Source organism: Lysobacter cavernae (assembly GCF_042648505.1).
GTDB classification, from domain to species: Bacteria; Pseudomonadota; Gammaproteobacteria; order Xanthomonadales; family Xanthomonadaceae; genus Lysobacter_L; species Lysobacter_L cavernae.
In genome coordinates, this window is the sequence record NZ_JBHRXK010000008.1 from 69,893 (window position 1) to 93,718 (window position 23,826).

21 protein-coding genes and 1 tRNA gene are annotated in these 23,826 nt (G+C 67.4%); 19 read left to right on the forward strand and 3 right to left on the reverse strand.

Features of this window, described 5'->3' with window-relative positions; all coding sequences use genetic code 11:
- Positions 1–30: 30 nt before the first annotated feature.
- The 8 genes from ACFOLC_RS14410 to ACFOLC_RS14445 all read left to right on the forward strand — a co-directional run bounded on the left by ACFOLC_RS14410 (position 31) and on the right by ACFOLC_RS14445 (position 9,368).
- Positions 31–1,275 (forward strand): argininosuccinate synthase, encoded by a 1,245-nt coding sequence (locus tag ACFOLC_RS14410; RefSeq protein ID WP_386759951.1) that lies wholly within the window; start codon positions 31–33, stop codon positions 1,273–1,275.
- 58 nt (positions 1,276–1,333) lie between these two features.
- Positions 1,334–2,422 carry an acetylornithine deacetylase gene (locus ACFOLC_RS14415; RefSeq protein WP_386759952.1) on the forward strand — a complete coding sequence of 363 codons (1,089 nt, stop codon included), beginning with the start codon at positions 1,334–1,336 and terminating at the stop codon, positions 2,420–2,422.
- Between the two features lie 58 nt (positions 2,423–2,480).
- A complete protein-coding gene (locus ACFOLC_RS14420; protein WP_386759953.1) occupies positions 2,481–3,803 on the forward strand; it encodes an acetylglutamate kinase in 1,323 nt (440 codons plus the stop codon).
- Positions 3,804–3,856: 53 nt separating this feature from the next.
- A complete protein-coding gene (locus tag ACFOLC_RS14425) occupies positions 3,857–4,480 on the forward strand; it encodes a GNAT family N-acetyltransferase (RefSeq protein WP_386759954.1) in 624 nt (207 codons plus the stop codon).
- Positions 4,473–5,429, forward strand: coding sequence for an N-acetyl-gamma-glutamyl-phosphate reductase (gene argC / locus ACFOLC_RS14430; RefSeq protein ID WP_386759955.1), 957 nt, complete (start codon positions 4,473–4,475; stop codon positions 5,427–5,429). The genes ACFOLC_RS14425 and argC overlap by 8 nt, the downstream gene beginning before the upstream one ends.
- A gap of 74 nt (positions 5,430–5,503) precedes the next feature.
- Positions 5,504–6,799: an argininosuccinate lyase gene (argH, locus tag ACFOLC_RS14435; RefSeq protein ID WP_386759956.1), complete on the forward strand. Its 1,296-nt coding sequence runs from the start codon at positions 5,504–5,506 to the stop codon at positions 6,797–6,799.
- A 137-nt stretch (positions 6,800–6,936) separates the two neighbouring features.
- Positions 6,937–8,100 (forward strand): glutamate 5-kinase, encoded by a 1,164-nt coding sequence (gene proB, locus ACFOLC_RS14440; RefSeq protein WP_386759957.1) that lies wholly within the window; start codon positions 6,937–6,939, stop codon positions 8,098–8,100.
- Positions 8,097–9,368, forward strand: a complete 1,272-nt coding sequence (locus ACFOLC_RS14445; protein WP_386759958.1) for a glutamate-5-semialdehyde dehydrogenase — start codon at positions 8,097–8,099, stop codon at positions 9,366–9,368. Before proB ends, ACFOLC_RS14445 begins: the two co-directional genes overlap by 4 nt.
- Positions 9,369–9,377: 9 nt before the next feature.
- Here the strand turns inward: ACFOLC_RS14445 and ACFOLC_RS14450 are convergent, their stop codons facing one another.
- Both ACFOLC_RS14450 and ACFOLC_RS14455 read right to left on the reverse strand, forming a co-directional pair.
- Positions 9,378–10,235, reverse strand: coding sequence for a D-hexose-6-phosphate mutarotase (locus ACFOLC_RS14450; RefSeq protein ID WP_386759959.1), 858 nt, complete (start codon positions 10,233–10,235; stop codon positions 9,378–9,380).
- Positions 10,236–10,493: 258 nt separating this feature from the next.
- Positions 10,494–10,570 (reverse strand) — tRNA-Pro (locus ACFOLC_RS14455).
- 160 nt (positions 10,571–10,730) lie between these two features.
- Here ACFOLC_RS14455 and hisS point away from each other — a divergent pair.
- Both hisS and ACFOLC_RS14465 read left to right on the forward strand, forming a co-directional pair.
- Positions 10,731–12,122 (forward strand): histidine--tRNA ligase, encoded by a 1,392-nt coding sequence (gene hisS, locus ACFOLC_RS14460; RefSeq protein ID WP_386759960.1) that lies wholly within the window; start codon positions 10,731–10,733, stop codon positions 12,120–12,122.
- Positions 12,123–12,215: 93 nt separating this feature from the next.
- Positions 12,216–14,099, forward strand: coding sequence for an HAL/PAL/TAL family ammonia-lyase (locus ACFOLC_RS14465; protein ID WP_386759961.1), 1,884 nt, complete (start codon positions 12,216–12,218; stop codon positions 14,097–14,099).
- A 17-nt stretch (positions 14,100–14,116) separates the two neighbouring features.
- Here the strand turns inward: ACFOLC_RS14465 and ACFOLC_RS14470 are convergent, their stop codons facing one another.
- The gene (locus ACFOLC_RS14470; protein ID WP_386759962.1) at positions 14,117–15,907 is read right to left on the reverse strand and encodes a sensor domain-containing diguanylate cyclase; all 1,791 of its coding nucleotides are present in this window, start codon (positions 15,905–15,907) and stop codon (positions 14,117–14,119) included.
- Positions 15,908–16,188: 281 nt separating this feature from the next.
- Here ACFOLC_RS14470 and ACFOLC_RS14475 point away from each other — a divergent pair, with 281 nt between their 5' ends.
- Genes ACFOLC_RS14475 through hisIE form a run of 9 tightly spaced genes read left to right on the forward strand, consistent with a single transcriptional unit; the run spans position 16,189 to position 23,792 of the window.
- Complete coding sequence (locus ACFOLC_RS14475) at positions 16,189–16,506, forward strand: YerC/YecD family TrpR-related protein (protein WP_386759963.1); 318 nt, start codon at positions 16,189–16,191, stop codon at positions 16,504–16,506.
- Between the two features lie 15 nt (positions 16,507–16,521).
- Entirely contained in the window at positions 16,522–17,436 is a 915-nt protein-coding gene (hisG, locus tag ACFOLC_RS14480; protein ID WP_386759964.1) for an ATP phosphoribosyltransferase, read from the forward strand.
- The gene (hisD, locus tag ACFOLC_RS14485; RefSeq protein ID WP_386759965.1) at positions 17,433–18,752 is read left to right on the forward strand and encodes a histidinol dehydrogenase; all 1,320 of its coding nucleotides are present in this window, start codon (positions 17,433–17,435) and stop codon (positions 18,750–18,752) included. Before hisG ends, hisD begins: the two co-directional genes overlap by 4 nt.
- A complete protein-coding gene (hisC, locus tag ACFOLC_RS14490) occupies positions 18,749–19,876 on the forward strand; it encodes a histidinol-phosphate transaminase (RefSeq protein WP_386759966.1) in 1,128 nt (375 codons plus the stop codon). Before hisD ends, hisC begins: the two co-directional genes overlap by 4 nt.
- Positions 19,877–19,881: 5 nt before the next feature.
- On the forward strand, positions 19,882–20,952 hold the full coding sequence (hisB, locus tag ACFOLC_RS14495; protein ID WP_386760022.1) for a bifunctional histidinol-phosphatase/imidazoleglycerol-phosphate dehydratase HisB: 1,071 nt from the start codon (positions 19,882–19,884) through the stop codon (positions 20,950–20,952).
- A 9-nt stretch (positions 20,953–20,961) separates the two neighbouring features.
- A complete protein-coding gene (gene hisH / locus ACFOLC_RS14500) occupies positions 20,962–21,564 on the forward strand; it encodes an imidazole glycerol phosphate synthase subunit HisH (protein WP_386759967.1) in 603 nt (200 codons plus the stop codon).
- The gene (gene hisA / locus ACFOLC_RS14505; protein ID WP_386759968.1) at positions 21,561–22,355 is read left to right on the forward strand and encodes a 1-(5-phosphoribosyl)-5-[(5-phosphoribosylamino)methylideneamino]imidazole-4-carboxamide isomerase; all 795 of its coding nucleotides are present in this window, start codon (positions 21,561–21,563) and stop codon (positions 22,353–22,355) included. The genes hisH and hisA overlap by 4 nt, the downstream gene beginning before the upstream one ends.
- Entirely contained in the window at positions 22,349–23,125 is a 777-nt protein-coding gene (gene hisF, locus ACFOLC_RS14510) for an imidazole glycerol phosphate synthase subunit HisF (RefSeq protein ID WP_386759969.1), read from the forward strand. Before hisA ends, hisF begins: the two co-directional genes overlap by 7 nt.
- The gene (hisIE, locus tag ACFOLC_RS14515; RefSeq protein ID WP_386759970.1) at positions 23,115–23,792 is read left to right on the forward strand and encodes a bifunctional phosphoribosyl-AMP cyclohydrolase/phosphoribosyl-ATP diphosphatase HisIE; all 678 of its coding nucleotides are present in this window, start codon (positions 23,115–23,117) and stop codon (positions 23,790–23,792) included. The genes hisF and hisIE overlap by 11 nt, the downstream gene beginning before the upstream one ends.
- The last annotated feature ends 34 nt before the right edge of the window (positions 23,793–23,826 follow it).

The window sequence follows — 23,826 nt, forward strand, 5'->3', positions numbered from 1 at the left end:
CCATACCCCATATCCAAAGGGAAAACCCCCATGTCGCAGCACTCCGCCTCCACGAATCACGAATCACGAATCACGAATCACCGCTCACAAGACATCGTCCTCGCCTTCTCCGGCGGCCTCGACACCAGCTTCTGTGTGCCCTACCTGCAGGAGCGCGGCTGGAACGTGCACACCGTGTTCGCCGACACCGGCGGCGTCGACGCCGAGGAGCGCGCCTTCATCGAGCAGCGCGCCGCCGAACTGGGCGTCAGCAGCCACGTCACCGTCGACGGCGGTCCGGCTATCTGGGACGGTTTCGTCAAGCCGTTCGTCTGGGCCGGCGAGGGCTACCAGGGCCAGTATCCATTGCTGGTGTCCGACCGGTACCTGATCGTCGATGCCGCACTGCAGCGTTGTGCCGAGCTCGGCACCAGGGCGATCGCGCACGGCTGCACCGGCATGGGCAACGACCAGGTGCGTTTTGACCTGGCGGTGAAGGCGTCGGGCGATTACGAGATCGTGGCGCCGATCCGCGAGATCCAGAAGGAACACACCCAGACCCGCGCCTACGAGCAGAAGTACCTGGAGGAACGCGGCTTCGGCGTGCGCGCCAAGCAGCAGGCCTACACCATCAACGAGAACCTGCTGGGCCTGACCATGTCGGGTGGTGAGATCGACAAGTGGCAGGCGCCGGGCGAGGGCGCGGCGGGCTGGTGCAAGCCGCGTAGCGAATGGCCGACGCAGCCGCTGCGCGTGAAGATCACTTTCGCCAACGGCGAAGCGGTTGCGCTCGACGGCGAGAAGATGGACGGCCACAGGATACTGGCCAAGCTCAACGGCCTGTTCGCGCAGTACGGCGTGGGGCGTGGCCTGTACACCGGCGACACCACGATCGGCCTCAAGGGCCGCATCATCTTCGAGGCGCCGGGCCTGGCCGCGCTGTTGACGGCGCACCGCGCGCTGGAGGAGGCGGTGCTGAGCAAGCAGCAGAACCGCTTCAAGCCGGAGGTCGCGCGCAAGTGGGTGGAACTGGTGTACGAGGGTTTCTTCCACGATCCACTCAAGACCGATCTGGAGGCGTTCCTGGCATCCAGCCAGTCCACGGTGAACGGCGACGTGGTGCTGGAAACCCACGGCGGCAGCGTGGGCGCGGTGGCGGTGGAATCGCCACACATCCTCAATGCCAAGGGCGCGACCTACGCGCAGTCAGCGGATTGGGGCGTGGCCGAGGCCGAGGGCTTCATCAAGCTGTTCGGCATGAGCAGCACGCTATGGGCTGAAGTGAACCGCAAATGATGCAGAGCCCCTCTCCCGCAAGCGGGAGAGGGGGACTTCCCTTCAAGAATGGCAAGACATGCTCGCAAAAACCCTCAAGCATCTGGAAACGCTGGTGTCGTTCGATACCCGCAATCCGCCGCGTGCGATCGGCACCGGCGGCATCTTCGACTACCTTCGTTCGCAGCTCGACGGTTTCCGCATCGAAGTGACCGACCACGGCGACGGCGCGGTGTCGATGCTGGCCGTGCGCGGCCATCCGCGCCGGCTGTTCAACGTGCATCTGGACACGGTGCCGTCGTCGGAGGCCTGGAGCGCCAATCCGCACACGCTGCGCGTGACCGGCGACCGCGCGATCGGCCTGGGCGCCTGCGACATCAAGGGCGCTGCCGCCGGCCTGCTGACCGCCGCGTCAGTGACGCAGGGCGATGCCGCGTTCCTGTTCTCCACCGACGAGGAGGCCAACGATCCGCGCTGCATCGCGGGTTTTCTCACCAGCGGACATGGTTTCGAGGAGGTGATTGTCGCCGAGCCGACTCAATGCGAGGCCGTGCTCGCACACCGTGGCATCAGCTCGGTGCTGTTGCGCTTCCGAGGCGTTGCCGGCCACGCGTCTGGTGCCAATGCGATGCAGGCCAGCGCCTTGCACCAGGCCATCCGCTGGGGCGGTGGCGCGCTCGATTTCGTCGAGAGCCAGGCGCATCAGCGTTTTGGTGGACTCACTGGGCTGCGCTTCAATATCGGCAAGATCGAAGGTGGGATCAAGGCCAACATGATCGCGCCGAGCGCGGAGCTTCGCTTCGGCTTCCGGCCGCTGCCGTCGATGTCGATCGACGCGCTGCACGAACACTTCGGCACGCTGGTCGAGGCCGGCGCGATCGAACGCTACGAGGAGACCTTCCGCGGCCCGTCGCTGCCGTCGGGCGACATCGCCGATGCCGAGCAGCGCCGTTTGGAAGCACGCGACTTGGCCGACGGGCTGCACCTGCCGATCGGCAACGCGGTCGATTTCTGGACCGAGGCCTCGCTGTTCTCCGCCGCTGGCCTCACCGCGATCGTCTACGGACCCGGCGATATCGCCCAGGCCCACACGGCCGATGAATGGGTGTCGCTGGAGCAACTGCAGCGTTACACCGACTCCATCGTCCGCATCCTCGAACCGACGTGAGCTTTTGAAGCCCGCCGATCCGAAGCCGATACAACAAAAACACCGATTACGTTTAAACATGAACGATCAACGCGACATCCAGACCCGCCAGACTATCGTGCGCCTGCTCTCGAGCATGGCCAGCGCGAAGGAAATCTCGCAGTACCTCAAGCGTTTCTCCCAGCTCGACGCCAAGCGCTTCGCCGTGGTCAAGGTCGGCGGCGCGGTGCTGCGCGACGACCTGGATGCGCTGACCTCCTCGCTCGCCTTCCTGCAGGACGTCGGCCTGACCCCGATCGTGATCCACGGCGCCGGCCCGCAGCTTGACGAGGAACTGTCCGCCGCCGGCATCCAGAAGCAGACCGTCAACGGCCTGCGCGTGACCTCGCCGGAAGCGCTGGCGATCGTGCGGCGTGTGTTCCAGTCGCAGAACCTCAAGCTGGTCGAAGCGTTGCAGGCATTCGACGCACGTGCGACCTCGATCGTGTCGGGTGTGTTCGAGTCGGAATACCTCGACCGTGACACCTACGGCCTGGTGGGCGAGGTCAAGCGCGTCAACCTGGCGCCGATCGAGGCCAGCCTGCGCGCCGGCTCGATCCCGGTGATTGCCAGCCTGGGCGAAACCGCCAGCGGGCAGATCCTCAACGTCAATGCCGACTTCGCCGCCAACGAGCTGGTGCAGGTGCTGCAGCCGTACAAGATCGTGTTCCTGACAGGCACCGGAGGTCTGCTCGATGACGCCGGCAAGGTGATCGATTCGATCAACCTGTCGACCGAGTACGAGCACCTGATGGCACAACCGTGGATCAATGGCGGCATGCGGGTGAAGATCGAGCAGATCAAGGATCTGCTCGACAAGCTGCCGTTGACCTCGTCGGTATCGATCACCAAGCCAGCGGAACTTGCCAAGGAGCTGTTCACCCACAAGGGTTCGGGCACGCTGGTGCGGCGCGGCGAGCGCGTGCTGCAGGTGACTCGATGGGACGAGCTCGACCTGGAGCGCCTGCGTGGTCTCATCGAGTCCGCCTTCGGTCGCAGGCTGATGCCGGATTACTTCGAGCGCACCACGCTGCACCGTGCTTATGTCAGCGAGAACTACCGCGCGGCGGTGATCCTGACAGCCGAGGATCCCGGCATCTACCTCGACAAGTTCGCCGTGCTCGACGAAGCGCAGGGCGAGGGCCTGGGGCGCGCCGTGTGGCAGGTGATGCGCGAGCAGAACCCGCGCCTGTTCTGGCGTTCGCGCCACGGCAACGCGGTCAACCCGTTCTACTACGCAGAGTCCGACGGCTGCCTCAAGCAGGAGAAGTGGAAGGTGTTCTGGTACGGCCTGGACGGCTTTGGCGACATCGCCCGCTGCGTCGAGCATTGCTCGGAGCGGACGGCGACGTTGAAGGACTAATCGTCATCCCCGCCTGCGCGGGAATGACGGAACCCAGACCCCGGTAATTGCTGATGACGAACGACGCTTCCAACTGGACCGCCACGCCGACCCTGAGCGGCGACCACGTTGCGCTGGAGCCGCTGCAGCCCGCGCACGCCGACGGCCTGCGCGCGGCGCTGGACGACGGCGAGCTGTCGCGCCTGTGGTACACCAACGTGCCGGCGCCGACGCAGGTCGATGACTACATCGCCGCCGCGCTCGACATGCAGGCGCAGGGCACGGCGCAGTCGTTCGTCGTGCGAGACGGCGACGGCACGATCGTCGGCAGCACCCGCTTTTACGACCTCGACGCCACGGTGCCGCGGGTGCAGATCGGCTACACCTGGTACGCGCCGCGCGTGCAGCGCAGCGGCCTCAACACCGAGGCCAAGCTGTTGTTGCTCACGCATGCCTTCGAGGCGCTGGGCTGTATCTGCGTGGGATTCGAGACCAGCTGGTTCAACCACGCCTCGCGCACCGCCATCGCGCGGCTCGGGGCGAAGCAGGATGGCGTGCTGCGCAGCCACCGCCGGCATGCCGATGGCAGTGTGCGCGACACCGTGGTGTTCTCGATCATCGGATCCGAATGGCCGGCGGTGAAGCGCAACCTCATGCACAAATTGCAGTCAAACAAGGGAGAACGCGGGCGTGACTAAGTCCGTAGGCATCGTCGGTGCGCGCGGTCATGTCGGCGCGGAGCTGATCCGGCTGATCGCCGGGCATCCGGATTTCACACTCGCGTTCGTGTCCTCGCGCGAACTGATGGGCCAGCGCGTGGCCGATTACTTTCCTGATCATGCCGATCGCATCGGCAACGAGCTGCGCTACAGCTCGCCCGCGCATGAGGAGCTGCCGTCGCTTGGCGCTGATGCCGTCGTGCTGGCGCTGCCCAACGGCAAGGCCGCGGCCTGCGTGGCGGCGTTCGATGCGGCCGGTGTCGACCCCGTCATCGTCGACCTGTCAGCCGACTATCGTTTCGATGACGGCTGGTACTACGGCCTGCCGGAACTGACGCGGGCGAAGTACACCGGGCAGCGTCGCATCAGCAACCCTGGCTGCTACGCCACGGCGATGCAGCTGGCAGTGGTGCCGATGCTCGATGCGCTGGCTGGGCCGGTACAATGCTTCGGCGTGTCCGGCTACTCCGGTGCCGGTACTTCGCCGTCGGACAAGAACGACCCCGACAAGCTGCGCGACAACCTGATGCCGTACGCGTTGACCAATCATGTGCACGAGCGCGAGGTCACGCGCCAGCTCGGCCACGAGGTGCAGTTTCTTCCGCACGTGGCGCCGCATTTCCGCGGCCTGACCATTACTGCCAACCTGCCGCTGTCGCGCGCCTTCGCACGCGATGAGGCCGTGGCGCGCTATGTTGATCGCTACGCGGACGAGCCGCTGGTCGAGGTTGGCGATGAAGCGCCCTGGGTCAGCCGAATCGCCGGGCGCCATCACGTCGAGCTCGGTGGCTTCACGTTGTCGCCAGAGGGCCGGCGCCTGGTCGTGGTCGCCACCGAGGACAACCTGCTCAAGGGCGCAGCTACGCAGGCGCTGCAGAATCTCAACCTGGCGTTCGGTCTGGACGAGATGGCCGGGATTCCGAAGTAGACGAGCAGGTTATGTTCAACCGTCCTTCCCGCCTACGCGGGAGTGACATTCAGTTTCCGAGGTCAGAGGTCGTCATGTCCGATCTGTTGTGGCAAAAACCCGGTGTCAAGGTCGACGCCCGCATCCAGCAGTTCCTCGCCGGCGAGGACGTGATCCTCGATCGCGAGTTCTTCCTGTTCGACATCGAGGCCAGCCGCGCGCATGCGCAGGGCCTGCAGCAGATCGGCATCCTCGATACCGACGAACTGGCCGGACTCGAAACCGAACTGAGCACGCTCGCCGAGGACTTCAGCACAGGCCGTTTCGTGCTCGACGAGCAGTACGAGGACTGCCATTCGGCGATCGAGTCGCGCCTGGTCGAACGCCTCGGCGACGCTGGCAAGAAGATCCACACTGGGCGCAGCCGCAACGACCAGATCCTGGTCGCCACGCGCCTGTGGCTGAAGGACCGCCTGGCGCGCGTGGCGGCGACCTGCCGCGAAACTGCGCAGGTCGCTCTGGCCCGCGCCGTAGCCGAGCAGGGCGTGCCGCTCCCGGGCTACACCCATCTGCAACGTGCGATGGTGTCTTCGCTCGGCATGTGGTGGGCGGCCTGGGCCGAGGGCTTCATCGACAACGCGCAACGTGCATTGCAGACGCTGCAATGGGTCGACGCCAATCCGCTGGGCAGTGCGGCCGGTTATGGCGTCAACCTACCCTTGGCGCGCGATCACACCACCACGGCACTCGGTTTTGGCCGCATGCAGGTCGCGGCGACCTACGCGCAGATCTCGCGTGGCAAATTCGAGATGGCGGCGATCGAGGCGCTGTCGTCGGCGCTGCTCGATCTGCGCCGCCTGGCCTGGGACCTGAGCCTGTTCACCAGCGCCGAGTTCGGTTTCGTCGCGCTGCCGGCGCAATACACCACCGGCAGCTCGATCATGCCGAACAAGCGCAACCCCGATGTCATTGAATTGATGCGCGCGAGCTATTCGGCCGCCGCCGCTGCGCGCACCGAGATCGAGCAGCTGCTGTCGCTGCCGTCGGGCTACCACCGTGACCTGCAGTTCTCCAAGGGGGCGATCTTCCATGCCTTCGGCCGTGGCCTGGGGGCGCTGGAGCTGCTGCCAGATCTGCTGCGCAATCTGGAATGGAAGACAGATCGCATGCGCGAAGCGCTCGACCCGTCGATGTACGCCACCGATCTGGCCGTGGACCTGGCCCGCGCGGGGCTTCCGTTCCGCGAGGCCTACAAGCAGGCTGCCGATCCTGCGCGATGGGCGCAGGGCGATCCCGAAGCCAGTCTGGTCGCGCGCGTGTCGCCGGGCGCCGCTGCCGACCTACGTTTGGGCGAGCTGCGGCAGCGGCTCGATGCGCTCGCTGCGGCATGAGGGCATGAGGTTTCCTCATCGCCGGGCGTGGTCACGCCATCCACAATGAGTAGCCCGGGTAAGCGCAGCGCACCCGGACAAGTTACCGCCGACCCGGATGCGGCCTAGGGCCTTACCCGGGCTACCGATCCGAGCCCATGAGCGTTTCCGACTTCTCCCCGCAATCGCTGCCGAACTGGCGCCGTGCCGTGCTCAAGGTCGGCAGCAGCCTGCTGGCCGGCTTTGGCGATCAGCCTGATGCAGCGGGACTGGATCCACGCTACGCCGCGGGGCTTGCCCGTTTCATCGAAGAAGCCCGCGCGCAGCAGCGCGAAGTGGTGCTGGTGTCGTCGGGCGCCGTGGCCGCCGGGCGTGGCCGCATCGGCGCCGGTGGCGACAGTCTGGTGCTGCGGCAAGCCCTGGCCTCGCTCGGGCAGGCATCGCTGATGGGGTTCTGGCAGCAGCTCTCCGACCGCCCGGTCGCGCAGGTGCTGCTGACCCACGACGACCTGCGCAATCGCCGACGTTATCTCAATGCCCGCGCCACGCTGCGCGAGCTTCTGCGCCTGGGCACGTTGCCGATCATCAACGAGAACGATGCCGTCGCCGTCGATGAGCTGAAGCTCGGCGACAACGACAATCTTGCCGCGGCGGTCGCATCGCTGGTCGATGCCGACCTGCTGCTGATCGCCACCGACATCGGCGGACTCTACAGCGCCCACCCGCAGCGCGATCCCGATGCTCGCCCGATCGCCCGCGTCGAGCGCATCACGCCCGAGCTTCTGCTGGCCGCCAGCGGCGGCGCCGGCAAGCTGGGCACCGGCGGCATGCGTACCAAGCTGGAAGCGGCAGCGAAAGCGACCGCGGCCGGCATCCCGACCGCGTTGTTCTGCGGTCGCGATCCTGCCGTCGTGCAGGCGCTGGGCGACGGCCGCTTGCACGGCACGCTGGTGCTTCCCCAGGGCGACCGCCTGCGCGCGCGCAAGCAGTGGTTGCGGCATGCCCCCTCGTCGGGACGACTGCAGGTCGACGACGGCGCCGCCGCGGCGCTGCATCGGCAGGGGGCCTCGCTGCTGCCGGGGGGCGTGGTGGCGGTCGAAGGCGACTTCCGTCGCGGTGATGTGATCGAAGTGGTGTCGACCGGGGCCGACGCCGCACCATTCGCTCGCGGACTGGCCCAGTACAGCGCCATGGAGATCGGTCGGATCGCGCGCAGGCACAGCAACGACATCGAATCCGTGCTCGGCTTCCGTTACGGCGAGTCGGTGATCCATCGCGACGACCTGGTATTGCTGGTCGTCGATCCAGAGGTGAAGGCATGAGCGGTTACGTCCGAAGTCTTGCCGAGCGTGCGCGCGACGCATCGCTGGTGATGGCGGCACTCGATGGCGATTCCCGCCGGCGGCTGATCGAACGCATGGCACAACTGCTGGAACACCACGCCGCTGCATTGATCGCGGCGAACAGCGAAGACTTGGAGCGCGGCCGCGCCGCTGGCCTGGGTGCTGCCATGCTCGACCGGCTCAAGCTCGACGAGGCGCGTATCGCGGCAATGGCCACGGGCCTGCGCGAAGTCGCCGCACAGACCGATCCGCTGGGACAGGTGACCCGCCGCGAAGTACGCCCGAACGGCGTCGTGATCGAACGCCAGCGCGTGCCGCTCGGCCTGATCGCGATGATCTACGAGGCCCGCCCCAACGTCACCGCCGATGCCGCGGCCCTGTGCCTGAAGGCCGGCAACGCAGTGCTGCTGCGCGGCGGCTCCGAGGCGCGCGCCAGCAATGCCGCCATCGCTGCATGCCTGCATCAGGCCTTGCGCGAGCAGGGGTTGCCAGATGCGGCCGTGTCACTCGTGGCCGACCCGGCACGCGAGCACGTGCTGGAACTGTTGCAACTGTCCGACCTGATCGACCTGGCGATCCCGCGCGGCGGCGAGAGCCTGATCCGCTTCGTCGCCGAACACGCGCGCGTGCCGGTGATCAAGCACTACAAGGGTGTGTGCCACCTTTACGTCGACCGCGCCGCCGATCCAGCCAAGGCGCTGGATCTGCTGATCGACGGCAAGGCTTCGCGCCCGGGTGTGTGCAACGCATTGGAGACGCTGCTGGTGCACCGCGATATCGCCGCAACCTTCCTGCCGATGGCGCTGGCGCGACTGGCGCAGCGTGGCGTCGAGGTGCGCGGCTGCGAACGCACCCGCGTCCTCTCCGCTGACGTCAAGCCGGTCACCGACGCCGATTACGCTGCCGAATACCTCGACCTGATCCTGGCCGCACGCGTGGTCGACAGCCTCGATGAGGCGTTGGCGCACATCGCGCGCTACGGTTCCGACCACACCGAAGTGATCGCCAGCGAGGACGCGGCGGCGGCCGAAGCCTTCGTGCGCGGCACCCGCAGCTCGGCGGTGATGGTCAACGCCTCCTCGCGCTTCAACGATGGCGGGCAGCTGGGGCTGGGGGCGGAGATCGGCATCTCGACCACGCGATTGCACGCCTATGGGCCGATGGGCGTGGAATCGCTGACCATCGAGCGGTTTGTGGTGCGTGGCGAAGGGCAGGTGCGTCACGCCGAGTCGCACATGCGCGATTGAGGCAGGAGCTCAGTCGCTTTCGTCGACCAGTTGTTGCCAGCCCAACCAGGATTCGCCGGAGGCCAGTGTCACCGGCTCGATCACCGTGGCCGCTTCCACGCAGACAAAGTGTTCGTGCTCGCCAGGGCCCAGATCCGCCATCGAGGCGGCCAGGGACGCGCCGGGATTCCAGACGACGGTGTCTTTGAAGCCACTCATGCGTACGCGTACGCGACCGTTGCGGCCATGCAGCACCGTTTCGTGCGGGCTGTCGGGGTAGATGCGATCGGTCTCCGTGTTGAACCGGATGCCTTCGCCCTGCGCCGGCATGGGTGTGTCACCACGGGTGCTGTCGAGATAGGGCGCGCGCTCCAGCCCTTCCAGCACCGTGCCCTCCAGTGAGTCCACGCGCAGGTACGTGTGCAAGGCTGTGGTGAACGTGGCGGCAGCGGTGTCCTCGTTGCGCACTTCCAGGCCCACGCGCAACGCCGAGGCCGACAGTGCAACGTGCAGTCTGGCGCGGAAACGGGTTGGCCAATGGCGTCGGGTATCGGCGCTGTCGCTCAATTCAAGCACGGCAGCGGGCTGGCCCAGTGCGGTGGCATCGATGCCGAGGAAGCGCCAATCGCTCAGGCGTGCGAACCCGTGTTTGGCAAGTGGCCCGCGTCCGCCGAATTGCGGAAACACCACCGGGATGCCGCCACGAATCGCGGTGCCCGTCGTCCACGTGGCGTTTGGACTGAGGTACAGGCGCTCGCGCCCCGGTACTGGCTGCCACGACGTGACCTGCGCGCCGTAGAGGCCGACCTGAGCGCGGGCGCCGTCGGAGGTGAGCAGGAGCAGGCTGTCGCGGCCGTGGTGCGGGAGGGGCTGGGCGGTCAATGGCATGCGGATTGGGTCGATGGTGCGTGCGACTGGGGTACGGCACAGTGCCGCATCATGCCTCGAGCGGCACGGACTGGCATCCGTGTCTCGCGCAGTTGGCATGAAGTGATGGCGGTCGGCGTGCTTATGTACTTCGCCAATGGTGGCCTGACCTGGTGGCTCGGCTGAAAGCAGCGCGGGAAGGCAAACCATAGGCCAGGCCAACGAAAAAGGCCCTGAAAGCACGCGTCGCGCTTTCAAGGCCTTATCGGTTCCAGCAAATGGTCGGGGAGACAGGATTCGAACCTGCGACCTCTACGTCCCGAACGTAGCGCTCTACCAGACTGAGCTACACCCCGACTGCTGGGCCGCAAATTCTAGCCAGTCGCCCGGGTCCGAGCAAGGGGTGCAATGCAATTTCTTCATGCCGCTGGGGTCGCGACGGCCGCAACCGCTAAACTGGGACGGTTTTCCACCTGTTGCGGGCCGCCTCGCGCCCCGCCGTCATTGGAGTCCCGCTTGATCAAGCCGCGCACCCCACCCGGGGTCATGGAGCTGCTGCCCCCTGACCAGATCGCCTTCCAGCGCATGCTGGACACGATCCGCCGCAATTTCGAACGTTTCGGCTTCCTGCCGGTGGAAACGCCGGTGATGGAGCTGTCGGAGGTGCTGCTGACCAAGTCCGGCGGCGAGACCGAGCGCCAGGTCTATTTCGTCCAGTCCACCGGCGCCCTGGAAAAAGCGTCGCAAGGCGGCGACAGCACGCCGGAACTGGCCCTGCGCTTCGACCTGACCGTGCCGCTGGCGCGCTACGTCGCCGAGCACGAACACGAGCTGGCGTTTCCGTTCCGTCGCTACCAGATGCAGCGTGTCTACCGCGGCGAGCGCGCCCAGCGCGGCCGCTTCCGCGAGTTTTACCAGTGCGACATCGACGTGATCGGCAAGGATGCGCTGAGTGTGCGCTTCGATGCCGAACTGCCGGCGGTGATCCACGCGGTGTTCTCCGAGTTGGACATCGGTGCCTTCACCATCCAGCTCAACAACCGCAAGCTGATGCGCGGCTTCTTCGAGGCCCAGGGCGTGGCCGAAGGCGAGCTGCAGGCGTTGGTGCTGCGCGAGGTCGACAAGCTCGACAAGCGCGGCGAGGAGCACGTGCGCGAGACGCTGACCGGCGAGGGCTTCAACCTGTCCGCCGAGGCGGTTGCGACCATCCTCGACTTCGTCAAGATTCGCTCGACCTCGCATGACGATGCGTTGGCCAAACTCGATGCGCTTGGTGGCGGCAACGACGCCCTGCGCGAAGGCGTGGCCGAGTTGCGCGAGGTGCTGGAGCTGGTGCGCGCGCTGGGCGTGCCGGAGAGCGCCTACGCCTTGAATTTCTCGATCGCGCGCGGCCTGGACTACTACACCGGCACCGTCTACGAGACCACGCTGAACGACTTCCCGCAGATCGGCTCGATCTGCTCGGGCGGGCGCTACGAGAACCTGGCCAGCCACTACACCAAGTCCAGGCTGCCTGGCGTCGGCATCTCGATCGGCCTGACCCGGCTGTTCTGGCAGTTGCGCGAGGCCGGATTGCTCGGCGGTGCGGTGGGCAGCACGGTGCAGGCCATGGTTGCGTTGATGGACGAGCAGTCGCTGCCCGATGCGCTGGAAATCGCACGACGGCTGCGCGCTGCCGGTATCAATACCGAAGTGCAGATGGAGGCACGCAAGATCGGGAAGCAGTTCCAGTACGCCTCGCGTGCCGGCATCCGCTTCGTGTTGCTGGCCGGCGACGACGAGAAGGCGCGCGGCGTGGTCGCGGTCAAGGACCTGGCCCGCGAGGAGCAGTTCGACGTGCCGCGCGAAGAGCTGGCCAGCACGTTGCGGGTCGAGCTGGAGCAGTCGCGCGCCTTGGCAGGGCGCTGACGCGCCGCCGTCGTGATCAGACCGTCAGGGGAGTGCCTGCGCGCCGCCGCGTTGCAGGCCCAGGTGGTATGCAGTTATGAGGAATCGAAAGCAATGAAACCGATCCAACTCGATGGCCGCTCGCTGACGCGGGCGCAGTTGGTGGACGTGGCCTACGGCGCGCAGGTCGGGCTCTCCACCGCGCAATTGCCGGCAGTTGCGCGCGCGGCCGATTTCCTGGCTGAGCAGGTCCGCCGCGAGGAGCCCATCTACGGCGTCTCCACCGGCTTCGGCAGCAACGCCGATCGCCTGCTCGGCGCGCATCACCTGCGCGATCAGCTGCCCGGCGCCCGGCCGTCGTCGGAAACCCTGCACGAAGAGCTGCAGCGCAACCTGATCGTCACCCACGCCGTGTGCGTCGGCGAGCCGTTCGCACCGGAGATCGTGCGCGCGATGCTGTGCATCCGTATCAACACGCTGATGCGTGGCCATTCCGGCATCCGTGTCGAGACCCTGCAGGCGCTGACGGCGATGCTCAACGCCGGCATCGTGCCGGTGGTGCCGCAGTTGGGTTCGGTCGGAGCCTCCGGCGACCTGGCGCCGTTGTCGCACCTGGCGATCGTTCTGCTGGGCGGCGGTGAAGCGTTCTATGGCGGTGAGCGCATCGCCGGTGGCGAGGCGTTGCAGCGCGCCGGCCTGGCGCCGGTGACGTTGTCCTACAAGGAAGGCCTGGCGCTGAACAACGGCACCGCGCAGATGCTGGCGTGCGGCGTGTTGGCACTGGCGCGGCTGGAGGAACTGCTCGATACCGCCGACCTCGCCGCGGCGATGACCATCGACGCCTTCGCCGGCCGTCTCGGTGCCTTTGCCGAGGAGGTGCACGCGCTGCGTCCGCACCCGGGCCAGGTGCAGACGGCCACCAACCTGCGCCGCCTGCTCGACGGCTCGACGCTGGCCGACATTCCCTACCACCTGGTGCCGAAGTTCCGCGCTTGGCAGCCGCAGAGCTGGGACACCCCGCAATCGCAGGCACTGCGCTTCGACATCGGCTGGGACTGGGTGCCGCTCAGCCAGCGCCACGGCCGCGAGAAGTTCTATACGCGCTTCCGTCCGTTCCGCGGCGGCAAGAAGCACCAGCCGCAGGACAGCTACTCGCTGCGTTGCATCCCACAGGTGCACGGTGCGGTGCGCGATGCCGTGGCACAGGCCGCGCGCGTGCTCGAGATCGAGCTCAACGCGCTGACCGACAACCCGATCGTGTTCCCCGATGCCAAGGCCGATTTCGTCGAGCAGCAGGTGATCTCGGCCGGCCACTTCCACGGCATGCCGCTGGCGCTGGCGATGAGCTATGTCAAGGCGGCGATCCCGGTGCTGGCCAGCATCTCCGAGCGCCGCCTCAACAAGCTGGTCGACCCGGCCACCAACGACGGTTTGCCCGGCTTCCTGATCGGTAACGAGGACGCGACCGAGTCCGGCCACATGATCGTGCAGTACACCGCCGCCGCCATCGTCAATGATCTGGCCAGCCGCGCGCATCCGGCCTCGGTGTACTCGATACCGACCAGCGCCAACGCCGAGGATCATGTCTCGATGGGCGCCAACGAGGCGCGCCACGTGCTGGCGATGGCTGATGACCTCGGCAAGGTGTTGGCGCTGGAGCTGTACACCGCCGCGCAGGCACTGGACCTGCGTCGCGACATGATCAATGCCGCGCGCGACCTGGCCGACCGCGCCGATGCGCGCGCGCTGGCGACGAAGGTGCAGGGCGGGCCGGTTGCCGATGCCGACTACGAGACCTTCATCGCCGAGGTGGAGGGCCTGCGCGCCGAGTTGTCGGCGGCCGAGGAGTTCCATCCCGGCCGCGCGGTCGCCGCCGCGCATGCGGCGATTCGTGCCGAGATTCCGTTTCTCGACCGTGATCGCGCGCTCGATGGCGAAGTCGCCACCGCAGTGCGACTGGTCCGCGACGGCGTGGTGCTGGCAGCGGCGCGCAGTTGAGCTGAGCCGGGCTGGCGTCAGGCCGGCTCCGCCTCGGAGGTGCGCACGCAGTCGCGGCCGTCGGCCTTGGCGCGGTACAGCGCCTGGTCGGCGAGCTGCAGCAGCGGGTCGATGCCGCTGCGGGTGACGGTGGTGATGGCGTGCACGCCGATGCTGGCGGTGATCACGATGCTGAGTTCGCCGCTGCGGCAGGGCAGGTCGCGCAGGTGCTGGCGCAGGTCCTCGGCCACCCGCGTCGCTGCTTTCATGTCCAGGCCAGGCAGTGCGACCACGAATTCCTCACCGCCGAAGCGCGCCAGCAGCGCTTCGTGCGCACGCAGCGCCTGGCCGAGCGTGCGCGCGGTCCAGCGCAGGCAGTCGTCACCGATCAGGTGGCCATGGCGGTCGTTGATCTGCTTGAAGTTGTCGAGGTCGATCATCAGCAGCGACAGCGGCCGCCCGTGCTCGCGCGCTTGTCGCAGCAGGGTCTCGAAGCCGTCGCGGAAGTAACTGCGGTTGTGCAGGCCGGTCAGGCCGTCACGCTGGCTGGATTCGCGCAGGCGCGCGTGCGCGTCCTCGAGTTGGCCGAGCGCGCTGCGCAGCTCGGCGGTGCGCTGCTCCACCTTGTGCTCCAGCAGGTCCCGGGACTCGCGCACGATCCGGTCGTTTTCGCTGCGCAGCGCCGCATAGCGCTGTCCCAGCGCGACCGACAGCAGCAGCATCTCCAGCGCCGAGCCGATCTGCACGCCGTACTCGGTGAAGAAGTTTTTCGGCAGCACGCCGAACGCAATCGCGGCGAACATCGCAGTGCCGAGCAGGAACATCGCCCAAGCCAGCAGGAACAGCCGCGCCGGCGCGTAGCCGCGGCGCAGCACGACGATCGAGACCGCCACGATCCAGGCGACGCTGAGCAGCACCGAGGTCGTCGTCACCGGCGAGATGACGCGGTAGGGCAATGCGGCCGAGGCCAATGCAAGCAGGATGAAGAAGACGATCAGTGCCAGGCTGGTGCGGTCGCCCATGGGCCAGCGTTCGCGCAGTCCGAGGAACACCCGGGTGAACTGCTGCACGCCGATCTGCGACAGGCAGATCGACAGCGGCACCGACTTGTCGGCCAGCCATGGCAGGTCCGGCCACAGGTACTGGAAGCCCAGGCCGTTGAGCGTGAACAGCACCAGCCCGAATGCCGACAGGTGGAACAGGTACCAGGCGTAGCTGGCGTCGCGCAGGATCAGCCACAGCGCCAGGTTGTAGAAAAACAGTGCCACCAGGATGCCGTAATACAGGCCGATGCCGAGCTGTGCGTCGCGCAGCATTTCGGCGAATGCGATCGGGGTGTACAGCGTCAGCGGCACCTGCATCGAATTCTGGCTGTGCACGCGCATGAACACATCGACCGGGTGCGCGGCCGGCAGGTCGAGCCAGAAGTTCGGATGCCGGTAGGGCACGCTGCGGGTGCGGAACGGCAGGCTGTCGCCGCCGGTCTGGTGCACGACGTGGCCGTCGGGATAGCGGATGTAGAGGTCAATACGATCGCTGAGGGCGAAGTTCTGCACCAGCAGCCAGCGCGGCTCGGCGTCGTTGTGGTTGATGATCCGCGTGTGGAACCAGAACGCGCCGGGCTGGAAGCCGAATTCGTTACGGCCGGCGGGCAGAGGGGCGAAGCGATCATGCTTTTGCCACTGGAGCGCCGTGTCGAGATCGGCCGTGGCGGACACGTCGTGGTAGTAACGGGTGTACTGCGCCAGCGACTGCTGTGTGGCGTCGCGGTCGAGTTGCAACGTCGACTGTGCCTGTGCCGGCCCGGTGACGAGCAGCCACAGGCTCAATGCACAGCACAGACAGAACCCGCCAACTCCCCGCTCCATGCCTTCCCCTTCCGGTCGCCGGCCGACTCGGCCCTGTCGCCAGGGCGTCAGGCCGTGAGTGCTCCACGCCTGCGGCACATGTTTGCCACGGATTGCGTGAGTGGCGCGTCGCCGGAGGGCGACCGGTCGGTCTGCTTTCCTTAACGGCAGGGATGGGTGGATGAGGCCGCCGTTGTACCGGGTTGACGCCCTGTCTGCGTTTCGAATAATGTATTAACGCATTAATACATTGGATATATGAAATGAAGCGCCGTTCCGTAGACAGCGATGGCCAGGAGGGGGCGATCGTGGGCCTGGCCGAGGCCCTGCTGGGCCTGCGCGGGGTTGACGAGGTCTGTGCCTTCCTCGAGGACCTGTGCACCCCGGCCGAGCTGGAGGCCATGACCGACCGCTGGCGCGTCGTGCCGCTGCTGGTCGAGGGCGTGCCGTACCGTGAGATCCATGACCGTACCCAGGTCAGCGTCACCACCATCGGCCGCGTCGCGCGCACGCTCGAACGCGGCGCCGGCGGATATGCCGCCGCCATCAGCAGTCGGCACGTGCCGGCTCGCACCGAGTAACCAGAGATCCCCGCCATGAGTCCTCCCGCCAGCACGCCGGTCCGCGACCGCCTGCGTATCGCCATCCAGAAATCCGGCCGTCTGGCCGAGCCGGCGCGCGCGCTGCTGGCCTCGTGCGGTCTGAGCTGGCGCGAGAGCCGCGACCGCCTGTTCTGCTATGGCGAGAGCCTGCCGGTCGACCTGCTGCTGGTGCGCGACGACGACATTCCCGGCCTGATCGCCGACGGCGTCTGCGACCTCGGCGTGGTCGGCCGCAACGTGCTTCTGGAGCAGGGCGGCGGGCGCGTCGGCAACGGCGCCGCGCCGGCATTCCGCGAATGGCGGGCGTTGGGTTTCGGCGGTTGCCGACTGGCCCTGGCGGTGCCCGATGCCTGGGACTGGCAAGGGCCGGAACAACTGACCGGCAAGCGCATCGCCACCAGCTACCCGGCGTTGCTGTCGCAGTGGTTGGCCGGGCAGGGCATCGCCGCCGAGGTCGTGCTGTTGTCGGGTTCGGTCGAGATCGCGCCGCGGCTGGGCCAGGCCGAAGCGATCTGCGACCTGGTGTCGAGCGGCGCCACGTTGACCGCCAACCAGCTCAAGCCGGTGATGACCCTGCTCGAAAGCGAGGCGGTGCTGGCCGGCCCGGTCGAGACCCTCGACGCCGCGCGCGGCGAGCTCGCCGAGTTGCTGCTGCGTCGCCTCGATGGCGCCCTGCGCATCCGTCACAGCAAGCTGCTGTTGTTCCAGGCCTCGCGGCGGGTGCTGCCGGACCTGCTGCCGTTGCTGCCCGACGCCGAGGCGCCGACGGTGATGCAACTGGACGGTGCCGACGATCTTGCACTGCAGGCCCTGTGCCACGGCGCGGTGACTTGGCAGCGGCTGGAAGACCTCAAGCGCGCCGGTGCACGCGGGCTGATGGTGCTGCCGGTGGAGGGCATGCTGGCATGACGACGGTTGCAATACTCCAGCGTGAAGACTGGAGCCTGCTCGATGCGCAGCAGCGCGAGCAGTTGCTGCGACGCCCTGCACAGCAGACGCTGGCGACTACGTCGACAGCGGTGCGGGCGATCCTGGATGACGTGCGCAGCGACGGCGATGCCGCAGTGCGTGCGCTCGGCGCACGCTTCGACGGTGTCGCGCTGGACGACTTCGCCGTGGCTGCCGACGAATTCTGCGCGGCGGTCACCGGTTTGCCCGAGGCCCTGCGCAACGCCATCGACGAGGCGGCTGACCGTATCGCCGGTTTCCACCAGGCCGGCATGACCGCGCCGTACGGCATCGACACCGCGCCGGGCGTGTACTGCGAGCGCGTGCTGCGGCCGATCCGGCGCGTCGGCCTGTATGTGCCGGCCGGCTCGGCGCCGCTGCCGTCGACGGCATTGATGCTTGGTGTGCCGGCGCAACTGGCCGGCTGCCCGGACGTGGTGCTGTGCACGCCGCCGCGTCGCGACGGCAGTGCCGATCCCTCGGTTTTGTACGCGGCGCAGCGTTGCGGCATCACCCGGGTCTTCAAGATCGGTGGCGCCCAGGCGATCGCGGCGATGGCCTTCGGCACGCAACGCGTGCCCCGGTGTGACAAGCTGTTCGGCCCGGGCAATGCCTACGTCACCGAGGCCAAACGCCAGGTCGCACTGGCCGACGACGGCGCCGCGATCGACATGCCGGCCGGCCCGTCGGAGGTGCTGGTGATTGCCGACACCGGCGCCAACCCGGCCTTCGTCGCCGCCGACCTGCTGTCGCAGGCCGAGCACGGCCCGGATTCGCAGGCGATCCTGCTCAGCAACGACGACACACTGATCGCCGCCGTCAGCGAACACCTGGCCGAGCAACTCGCGGCCTTGCCGCGTGCGGCGATCGCTCGGCAGGCACTGCAGTCCTCGCGCGCGATCCGCGTCGCCACGATCGCGCAGGCGCTGGAGATCAGCAACCGTTACGCCCCCGAACACCTGATCCTGGCCGTGCGCGACGCACGCGCGTGGCTGCCGCAGGTGCAGGCCGCTGGCTCGGTGTTCCTCGGCGATTGGGCGCCGGAGGCACTCGGCGACTACTGCAGCGGCACCAACCACGTGCTGCCGACCAGCGGCGCGGCGCGTTACAGCGGCGGCCTCAACGTTGCCAGCTTCCAGGTCGCGATCACCGTGCAGGAGGTGCAGCCGCAAGGCATCGCCGCCATCGGGCCGTGCGCGGTCGAGCTGGCAACGGCCGAAGGACTCGACGCGCACCGCCTGGCGGTGGCGCTGCGCCTGCAGGCGGTGGCGGCATGAGCACGGTCATCGCGACCCGCACGAGCGCAGCTGCGCCGCTTTCTCCCAGCCCACTGGCGTTGGTGCGCGAGGATCTGCGTGATTTCGCCGGTTACCGCTCCGCGCGCAGCGACAAGCTCGATGGCCGCATCTGGCTCAATGCCAACGAGTCGGCGTGGCTCAATCCGGCCGACCGCGATGGCGACCTGCGCCGTTATCCCGATCCGCAGCCGCCGCGCCTGCGTGCGGCATTGGCCGATCTTTACGGCTGCGCCCCGGAGCAGTTGCTGGCCGGACGCGGCAGCGACGAGGGCATCGACCTGCTGGTGCGTGCCGTGTGTCGTCCGGGCGCCGATGCGGTGCTGGTGACGTCGCCGACGTTCGGCATGTACGCGGTCAGCGCGCGCCTGCACGGTAGTCGCGTGGTCGACGTGCCATTGCGCGATGAAGCTTGGGGCTGGTACTGCGACTTCGCTGCGATTGCTGCAACGGTGGCAACGCAGGACGTGAAGATCGTGTTCCTGTGCTCGCCCGGCAATCCAACTGGCGAGCCGTTGCCGAGAGAGGCCATCGCCGCATTGGCGCGGCAGGTTGAAGGCCGCGCGCTGGTGGTGGTGGACGAGGCCTACCTCGACTATGCCGATGCCGAATCGGTGGTCGGCCTGATTGCGCAGCAGCGCAACATCGTCGTGCTGCACACATTGTCGAAGGCGCATGCGCTGGCCGCTGCGCGACTTGGCAGCGTGATCGCCGACGCGGAATTGATCGCCCTGCTGCGACGTTGCCAGGCGCCGTATCCGCTGCCGGCACCGTGCGTCGAGCTTGCCGTGCAGGCATTGTCGGTGCCGGCGCGCGCGGCAACGGCCGCGCACGTCGCCGACGCGTGCCAACAGCGCGATACGTTGTACCGTCGATTACAAGGCCTGTCGGGCGTGCGCACGGTCTATCCCTCGCAGGCAAACTTCCTGCTGGTGCGTTTTGACGATGCCCAGTGCGTGTTCGACCGCCTGCTTGCGGCCGGCGTGGTGGTGAGGGATCTGCGCGCAGCCGCGCGGCTTGACGATGCCTTGCGTATCAGCATCGGCACGCCGGAGCAGAACGCGGCGGTGATCGACGTGTTGGCCAGCGGACAGGGCGCGGCATGAGCACGATGCCCATCCTGTTTGTCGATCGCGACGGCACCCTGATCGAGGAGCCGGCCGGCTTCCAGATCGACCGCTTCGACAAGCTGCGCTTCGTGCCGGGGGTGATCCCGGCGTTGCTGCAGTTGCGCGATGCCGGCTACCAGTTCGTGATGATCACCAACCAGGACGGGTTGGGTACCAGCGTGTTCCCCCAGGCCGACTTCGACGGACCGCACCAGTTGATGCTGCAGGTGTTCGCCAGCCAGGGCATCGTCTTTCGCGACGTGCTGATCGACACCAGCCTGCCGGCCGACAACGCGCCGACACGCAAGCCGGGCATCGGCCTGGCCTTGCCGTATCTCAAGGACCGCGGTGTCGACTGGGCGCGCTCGGCGATGGTCGGCGACCGCGAGACCGACAACGGCTTTGCCCGCAACCTCGGTGTTCGTGCTTTTCAACTGCGCACCGAGCAGTTCGGCGGCGACTGGGACTGGCCGGGCATTGCCCATGCCCTGGTCGATGCACCGCGCACCGCCAGCGTGCGCCGCGACACCCGCGAGACCCGCATCAGCGTGCGCGTCGATCTTGATCGCACCGCCGAACCGCGGATCACAACCGGGCTGGGTTTCTTCGATCACATGCTCGAACAGATCGGCAAGCACGGCGGCTTCGCCCTGGAACTGCGTTGCGACGGCGACCTGCACATCGACGAGCATCACACCGTCGAGGACAGTGCCCTGGCACTGGGCCAGGCGCTGCGCGAGGCGCTGGGCGACAAGCGCGGCATCGGTCGTTACGGGTTCACCCTGCCGATGGACGAGAGCCTGGCCAGTGCTGCGCTGGATTTCTCGGGGCGACCGTATTTCGTGTTCTCCGGCGGTTTCACCCGCGAGCGCGTCGGCGACCTGCCGACCGAGCTGGTGCCGCATTTCTTCCGTTCGCTGTGCGAAAGCGCCGGGCTCAACCTCAACCTGCAGGTGCAAGGCGACAACGACCACCATCAGGTCGAGGCCTGCTTCAAGGCCGTCGCGCGTGCGCTGCGCCAGGCGATCCGCCGCGACGGCCGCGATTTGCCCAGCACCAAGGGGCAGTTGTAGGTGGCGGCCGTGAGCGACGTCGTGCTGATCGACTGGGGTGGGGGAAACATCGGCTCGGTGCGTTACGCACTCGAGAGGTTGGGCGCGCGCGCTGTGCTGAGTGCCGATCCGGACATGATCGCGGCCGCCAAGCGCGTGATCCTGCCCGGGGTCGGCGCGGCGGCACCGGCGATGGCGCGGTTGCGCTCGCTCGGGCTGGTCGAGCCGATCCGTCGGCTGCAACAGCCGCTGCTCGGGATCTGCCTGGGCATGCAGTTGCTGTACGAGTCCTCGGCGGAGGGCGACGTCGAATGCCTGGGCCTGCTACCCGGCCGCATCGCCAGACTTCAGCCAGCACCGGAGATACGTGTGCCACACATGGGATGGAACCGACTGCAGCATCGTGGAGCAGCCGACTTGCTGGACGGCATCGATGACGGTGCCCATGCCTACTTCGTGCACGGCTATGCCGCGCCGGTGAGCGCGGACACGCTGGCCACCGCGACCCACGGTGACACGTTCGCTGCCGTGGTCGGGCGCGGCAGCTGCTTTGGCGCGCAGTTCCACCCGGAGCGTTCGGCCGCGGCCGGCAGCCGCCTGCTCGCCAATTTCCTGGCGATGGAGGCGGCATGAGCATTGCGCCGCCGATTCTTCCGCAATCGTCCGTGTCGCCATGCACGGATTTCCAGGTCTATCCCGCGATCGATGTGCGCGATGGCCACGTGGTGCGCCTGCGTCAGGGCGATTACGCGCAGGAGACACGCTACGACGACGAACCGATCGCATTGGCGCGCCGCTACTCCGAGACGGGCGTGCGCTGGCTGCACCTGGTAGATCTCGATGCGGCACGCTACGGCGGCTACACGTTGGCGCCGCTGCTGCATGCGATCACCACATCGACCTGGTTACGCGTGCAGACCGGCGGCGGCGTGCGCAGCGAGGCCGACGTCGAGGCAATCCTCGATGCCGGCGCCGATCGCGTCGTGATCGGTTCGCTTGCAGTGCGTGATCCCGAAAGCGTGATCGGCTGGGTCCGGCGCTTCGGTGCCGAGCACATCACGATCGCACTCGACGCGCGTCAGTCCGGGGACGGGCAATGGTGTCTGCCGGTCGCCGGTTGGACCCAGGACAGCGGTATGCAGATCGAGCCATTGGTAAGGCGATTTGCCGATATCGGCGTGCGCCACCTGCTGTGCACGGACATCACCCGCGACGGAATGCTCAGCGGTCCCAACCTCGACCTGTACCGGTATCTGCGCACGCTGGCGCCGCAGCTTAGCGTGCAAGCCTCCGGGGGCATCCGTGACACCGATGACATCGTGGCCGCGCATGCGGCCGGTTGCGGCGGCGTCGTACTTGGCAAGGCCCTGCTCGAAGGGCGCTTCGCCCTGGGCGATGCCTTGAACAAGGTACGACGATGCTGAGCCGGCGCATCGTCCCCTGCCTGGATGTGCGCGATGGACGCGTGGTCAAGGGCGTACGCTTTCGCGATCATGTCGACATGGGCGACATCGTCGAGCTTGCGCTGCGTTATCGCGACGACGGCGCCGACGAACTGGTGTTCTACGACATCACCGCCAGCCCACAGGGCCGCAGTGTCGACCGTGCCTGGGTCGAACGGGTGGCGCGGATGATCGACATCCCGTTCTGCGTCGCCGGCGGCATCCGTGACGTCGACGACGCCCGCGCGGTGCTGCATGCCGGTGCCGACAAGATATCGGTCAACACGCCGGCACTGGAGCGACCGGCGTTGATCGGTGAGCTGGCCGATGCATTCGGCGTGCAGTGCGTGGTGGTCGGCATCGACAGTTTGCGCGACGACGACGGGCAGTGGCGCGTGCGCCAGTACACCGGCGATCCAACGCGCACCATAGCCCTGGCCCGGCGCACGCTGGACTGGGTGGACGAGGCACAACAGCGCGGCGCCGGCGAAATCGTGCTCAATTGCATGGGCAGCGATGGCGTGCGCGACGGCTACGACATCGAGCAACTGCAATCGGTGCGCGCGCGCTGCGGAGTGCCGCTGGTGGCTTCTGGCGGTGCGGGAACGGCCGCGCACTTCGCCACGGTGTTCCGCGAAGCCGACGTCGACGCCGCACTTGCCGCCAGCGTGTTCCATTCCGGCAGCGTGCGCATTCCCGAACTCAAGCGGCACCTGCACGGACAGGGCATCGAGGTGCGCAATGGGCAGTGAGGCCGGCATCCAACCTGCGGAGTTTTCGTTCGACCACCTGGCCTGGGACAAGCAGGGCGGGCTGCTGCCAGCCGTGGTGCAGGACGCCGATTCGCTGCGCGTGCTGATGCTTGGCTACATGGACCGCGCTGCATTGCAGGCCACCTTGGACAGTGGCCGGGTGACCTTCTACAGCCGCAGCAAGCAGCGCTTGTGGACCAAGGGCGAAAGCTCCGGCCACACTCTCGACCTGGTCAGCATCGAGGCGGATTGCGACAGCGACACCCTGCTGGTGCAGGCGCGTCCGCAGGGGCCGACCTGTCATCTTGATCGTGTCAGTTGTTTCGAGCATGCACCGGGGTGGGAGGCGGCATCGGTGCGAACCGGGGTGGCCCCGGCATTCCTGCCCCAGCTGGACGCGCTGATCGCTACGCGCGAACACGCGCGCCCGGCCGGAAGCTACACCACGCGGCTGTTTGAAGGCGGCGTGCGTGGCATCGCGCAGAAGGTCGGCGAGGAGGGCGTGGAGACGGCACTGGCGGCGGTGGCACAGGATGACGCCGCACTGCTCGGTGAAGCAGGCGACCTGCTCTACCACTTGCTGGTGCTGCTGCGCGCGCGCGGACTGGGGCTGGGCGATGTGGATGCCTTGCTGCGCCAACGTCACGGCGACGCAGGCTCACAGTAAGGGCATCAATTGTCTAGCCACACCCGGGCACCGT

Bases quoted from the DNA above. Each gene is read 5' to 3' on its own strand.
- ACFOLC_RS14410 (WP_386759951.1), top strand. From the start codon at position 31: ATGTCGCAGCACTCCGCCTCCACGAATCACGAATCACGAATCACGAAT.
- ACFOLC_RS14415 (WP_386759952.1), top strand. From the start codon at position 1,334: ATGCTCGCAAAAACCCTCAAGCATCTGGAAACGCTGGTGTCGTTCGAT.
- ACFOLC_RS14420 (WP_386759953.1), top strand. From the start codon at position 2,481: ATGAACGATCAACGCGACATCCAGACCCGCCAGACTATCGTGCGCCTG.
- ACFOLC_RS14425 (WP_386759954.1), top strand. From the start codon at position 3,857: ATGACGAACGACGCTTCCAACTGGACCGCCACGCCGACCCTGAGCGGC.
- argH (WP_386759956.1), top strand. From the start codon at position 5,504: ATGTCCGATCTGTTGTGGCAAAAACCCGGTGTCAAGGTCGACGCCCGC.
- proB (WP_386759957.1), top strand. From the start codon at position 6,937: ATGAGCGTTTCCGACTTCTCCCCGCAATCGCTGCCGAACTGGCGCCGT.
- ACFOLC_RS14445 (WP_386759958.1), top strand. From the start codon at position 8,097: ATGAGCGGTTACGTCCGAAGTCTTGCCGAGCGTGCGCGCGACGCATCG.
- ACFOLC_RS14450 (WP_386759959.1), bottom strand. From the start codon at position 10,235: ATGCCATTGACCGCCCAGCCCCTCCCGCACCACGGCCGCGACAGCCTG.
- ACFOLC_RS14465 (WP_386759961.1), top strand. From the start codon at position 12,216: ATGAAACCGATCCAACTCGATGGCCGCTCGCTGACGCGGGCGCAGTTG.
- ACFOLC_RS14475 (WP_386759963.1), top strand. From the start codon at position 16,189: ATGAAGCGCCGTTCCGTAGACAGCGATGGCCAGGAGGGGGCGATCGTG.
- hisG (WP_386759964.1), top strand. From the start codon at position 16,522: ATGAGTCCTCCCGCCAGCACGCCGGTCCGCGACCGCCTGCGTATCGCC.
- hisD (WP_386759965.1), top strand. From the start codon at position 17,433: ATGACGACGGTTGCAATACTCCAGCGTGAAGACTGGAGCCTGCTCGAT.
- hisC (WP_386759966.1), top strand. From the start codon at position 18,749: ATGAGCACGGTCATCGCGACCCGCACGAGCGCAGCTGCGCCGCTTTCT.
- hisB (WP_386760022.1), top strand. From the start codon at position 19,882: ATGCCCATCCTGTTTGTCGATCGCGACGGCACCCTGATCGAGGAGCCG.
- hisA (WP_386759968.1), top strand. From the start codon at position 21,561: ATGAGCATTGCGCCGCCGATTCTTCCGCAATCGTCCGTGTCGCCATGC.
- hisF (WP_386759969.1), top strand. From the start codon at position 22,349: ATGCTGAGCCGGCGCATCGTCCCCTGCCTGGATGTGCGCGATGGACGC.
- hisIE (WP_386759970.1), top strand. From the start codon at position 23,115: ATGGGCAGTGAGGCCGGCATCCAACCTGCGGAGTTTTCGTTCGACCAC.